Genomic DNA, 4,377 nt, shown 5'->3' on the forward strand with positions numbered 1-4,377 from the left:
CGTCGGCGTAGTTGACGACGTGAGCATCGAGTTGGTCCCGATGGCCGTGGCCATGCCAGGCCAGCAGGAAGCGCCGGAAGTACAGATTGGCCGCCAAGGGTGAAATCACTCCGCCCTGTGGCGCCCCTCGTTTGGTCCGACGCGCCTCGGTGGTCTGCACCGCACGCCCGTCGACGATCTCCACCACCGGGGCTGTGAGCCAGCCCTTGATGGCATGGAGGAGGCGTCCGTCGGCAATGCGGCGAGACATACAACGCATCAGAGGCGGGTGCGGGATCGAGGTGAAGTAGTCGCGCAGATACGCGTCCACCACCTCCCGCCGTCCATGCTGCGCCACGTGCCAGTAGACCCGGCGGAGAGCCATCTTGGCATCCAGCCCGGGGCGGAACCCGTACTGCTGTGGCAGCAGGTCCGCCTCGAAGATGGGCCCGATGACCAGCACCACCGCCATCTGCGCCACGCGGTCGCGGATGGCGGGAATGCCCAGAGGCCGCCGGCCCCCGTTGCTCTTCGGTATCCACACACGCAGGAGGGGCTTGGGCGCGTACTGGCCCGAGGTCAGCTCCTCCCGCAGTTCTTCCAGCCACCGGTCCGCGCCCCTGGCTTCGATCCGGGCAAAGCTCTCGCGATCCACCCCAGGCGCCCCCGCATTCGCGCGGCAGCGTCGGTAGGCTTCCTGCAGAACGTCCTTGCGACAGACCTTGTCCCAGAGGCTGTAGAAGCGGAAGGCTGGTTCAGCCTTAGCTTTCGCCTGCAGCGCGGTCTGGAGCGTCTCAACCGTACCAGCGGTGTTGGTAGACTTGTCGTCAATCACCGGGCTGTCGGCCCCTTTCCTCGCCTGGTTCGGGTCAGGGCTCCTTCCCTCCACCGGCGTTACCCGGCCTCGACGGTACTACGAACCCATCCGCCATCTGCGGTCGCCGGCGCTGGCCCTCGCGGGTTCGCCGTTGAGATGGAGATGCCGCTCCACCCCACGTCCACAGACTTCCCTTGTTGCGCACTGCTCATGTCCCGTGCGTGCTGCCACCACTACCCCGGTGAGATCGCCGGCTGCGTGTCTCGCTCGCTTCGCCGACGACGGCGGCCTTCCCCGTTGTTATGGCGGGTCGGCTCCCACATTGGCTCTTTCGAGGCCTGCTCAGTGTTCACTCGCGTTGCGGCCCGCACGGTCCGCTGTCCCCCTTCGGGGTCTTTTCTCGGAGTGCTTCAGATGGGGTGGACGGCCCCCAACGGCATCCTGTGCCAAAGTGCGGGTTGTCAACACCTGCAGAAGGAGCCGTCCGCAATGAGCATTACCATGATCGGGCTGGATACCGCCAAATCTGTGTTCCAGGTTCACGCCGTCGATGCGGCAGGCAAGTTGCAGCTAAAACGCAAGCTGCGGCGAGACGAAGTAATCCCGTTCTTCGAACAGCAAGAACGCTGCGTGGTCGTCCTCGAGGCCTGCGGTGCCGGTCATCATTGGGCCCGGATGCTGACACAGCTGGGGCACGAGGCAAAGCTGCTGGCCCCGGAAGCGGCGCGGCCGTTCGTGAAGAAGGGCAAGAAGAACGACGCCGCCGACGCAGCGGCGTTGTGCACGGCGGCGTCGCAGCCGGAGGTGACGTTCGTGCCGCTGAAGAGCCCGGAGCAGCAGGGTGTGCTGGCACTGCACTCGGTGCGCTCACTCCTGGTCAAGCAGCAGACGATGCTGGCGAATGGGATGCGGGGACTGGCAACCGAGTTCGGCCTGGTGGTTGCCAAGGGCATCCACAAGCTCGATGAGCTCGACGCGCTGGTGCAGGCCGAGGCGAGCATGCCTGCGACGGCGAAACTGACCTTCGCCGAACTGCACGGGCACAGCCAAGCCACCGCCAAGCGCATCGACAGCCTCGAGGCGCAGATCGTCGCGCATGCGCGGCAGGATACCACCGCCCGCCGTCTGGCGACGATCCCCGGCATCGGCCCGATCACCGCTTCGCTGATCACGGCGACGGTTGGTGACGCCATCGGTTCGTTCAAGAGCGCACGGCATTTCGCCGCCTGGCTGGGGCTGGTGCCGCGGCAGCACTCGACCGGCGGCAAGACGAGGCTGGGGCGGATCACCAAAGCCGGCAACGGCGAGATCCGTAGGCTGCTGGTGCTTGGCGCGACCTCCATGGTTCACCGGGCTGCGCACTGGAACAGCGCGGTCGGCGCCTGGCTGCGTGGCGTGCTGGAGCGACGTCCGGTGCGGCTGGCAACGGTGGCGCTGGCGAACAAGATGGCGCGTATCGCCTGGGCGGTGATGACGCGCGGCGAGACATATCAGGCGAAGGGGCGTGTCCAGGCGGTTGCGACCGCCGAGTCGTGACACACCGACGCGGCTGGTAAGAGGCGGGCGCAAGCTCGTCGGCTCCGGCAGCATGCGCTGACAAGCGTGATGGGAAAGGCTGTGGTCGAGACAGTCCAGGCAATACCGAGAATGGTCTTGTGCTACGAGCACGCGTTTCAGAATGGTGCCTGGCATGCAAGCGCACACCCATGATGGCCAACGGCAAGCGCCGCGACATAGGCCGGACATAAGGGCGCGACTGACCGGAGTTTCCCAACGTACGTCGGCACACTGCGCAAGGCGCGGTCGCTGCCAGCGCCGCGCCATGTCAGAGACCAGTACGGCCTGCGCATCATGATCGTCAGCAGCTGGTCGAGCGCGCGATGAAGCCGCATCGTGCGGAGACCGTCAGCGCCCACTGCTGACAGGACATGTGCCACGGCGCGCAGAGCGGGGAGCGCCCCGACAAATCGACGCGCGCGCTCGCCGCGCGGCGTCGAACAAGGAGCTGCGTTTTGGTGTGCCAGGCTGAAGGCTGTTCACGTCCATCAGGCGGTCCGCTCACGGCACGGCCCCATTGACCTACCAAGGGCCGTCCACATAAGACCATTCGTCGCCTCCTGATCCGCCCCGAGTGCTTCCGGCTGGAGCGAGAGTTTGCCGGCCTGGGTTTCCACCAGGGAGGGCAGTGCACCTTCACAAGGCACACACAACAGCCGTGCAGAACGCCGTAGCGCATCGGGAACTGGGCGCCGCGACGGGAGCCATGACCTTCGTTCGCTCCCTTGGCGGGGCGCTTGGTGTCGCGGTGTCGGGAACGATCATGTCTGCGCGCCTGGCGGCGCCCATGCCAGGGATGGGCAGCGGCCGGGGCCTCGGTATGCTCACAGCACGTACCATACAGGCCATGTGCGATCTCACCTCAGCTCAGCAGGCTGCGATCGGCGCGGCTTATCACACGGCTCTGGCCGGCTCGTTCCTGATGAGTGCTGCGTTGATGGCCGAGGCCTTCCTCCTGGTAGTTGGCCTTCCCCAGTTGACGCTGCGGACCGAAATCGAGGGGGTGCCAGCAGAGGAGCGCCGGACCGAGGATTTGCTGTCTGAACCTCCCGGCACGGCCGGTGTAGGCGGTCCTGCGAAGGGCCGCTTCGCGTCGCACTCAGCTGTTTCGGGACGAAGTGGGACGTCGCCTCGCCATGGAGGCGAGAATGAGATCCTCGTCACCGTATTGCCGCCCAGTGTGGTAGATCCGCGGTCAGTGCCGCCGTCAGCATGTCCCGGATGGTCGCGGCAGAGACGCAGGGTTCCTGATGGCCGCCGCGGGTGGCGAAGACATCGGGGCGGAGGAGATAGAGGGCGGCCAGATCGTCCCAGAGCGAGGTCTTCTCCCAGCCTTCGGGATGGGCGCGGAGCATCGCCGCGATCACCGGCGCCATGTGCTTGCCTTGCGCAAGCGCGTCGATCCACTGCGGGACCGGCCGGAAGGCGTAGAGCTGCCTGCCGCTGGCATCGACGCCCGGCTCGGCCGTGCGGCAGGGCTCGAGGGCGTTCGGGATGTCCACCCAGGCGGCCCGCACCTGCCGGTCGGCCCGCTGCTGCCGCCCGATCAGCAGATCGAAAGCGGCGAAGCAGGAATCGAGGTCGTAGCGGCAGTTGAAGCCTTCCGGCTGGCCCGTGAGTTCGTCGGGGTAAGGCCGGCCCTGGGCGACGATCCGGTCGACGCGTTCCAGCACGTCCGCAGCGTAGCGCAGGAAAGACGTCCACGGCCCGATCACCAGCACGCTGATGCGGCGGCAGGCGGCCAGCTTCGGGCGGAGCGCCTCGGCAATGTCGGCGGTTGGCGGGTCGGTGGCCGGGAACGGCGCTTCGAGCAGGTGGTTGAGGCGCTCCGCATTCGCCCGCCAGATCTGAAGATCGGGGCCGAGCTGCTCTGGCCACATCGGGTTAGGGCTGGCGCCACGGATAACGGGGATGTCGTCCTGCCCACCACGCCTGAGCACCTCCTGCAACGCGCCCACGCCCTGGGGCGTGCGGGCGATGCCTTCCGTCACCACTACAGCAGCAACCCGACCGGTGCGCGCGAG

3 protein-coding genes are annotated in these 4,377 nt (G+C 67.0%); 1 reads left to right on the forward strand and 2 read right to left on the reverse strand.

Going from position 1 to position 4,377, the window contains the following annotated elements; all coding sequences use genetic code 11:
• Positions 1-814: reverse transcriptase domain-containing protein (locus Q7A36_RS38565; protein WP_305109094.1), on the reverse strand; the 814-nt coding region annotated here is incomplete at its 3' end.
• A gap of 471 nt (positions 815-1,285) precedes the next feature.
• Between Q7A36_RS38565 and Q7A36_RS38570 the strand changes: the two genes are divergently transcribed.
• Positions 1,286-2,332 (forward strand): IS110 family RNA-guided transposase, encoded by a 1,047-nt coding sequence (locus Q7A36_RS38570; RefSeq protein WP_305109095.1) that lies wholly within the window; start codon positions 1,286-1,288, stop codon positions 2,330-2,332.
• 1,181 nt (positions 2,333-3,513) lie between these two features.
• Here Q7A36_RS38570 and Q7A36_RS38575 read toward each other — a convergent pair.
• The coding region (locus Q7A36_RS38575) for a hypothetical protein (protein ID WP_305109096.1) at positions 3,514-4,377 on the reverse strand (864 nt) is incomplete at its 5' end.

Origin of the sequence: Paracraurococcus lichenis, from assembly GCF_030657435.1 — a bacterium.
GTDB classification, from domain to species: Bacteria; Pseudomonadota; Alphaproteobacteria; order Acetobacterales; family Acetobacteraceae; genus Paracraurococcus; species Paracraurococcus lichenis.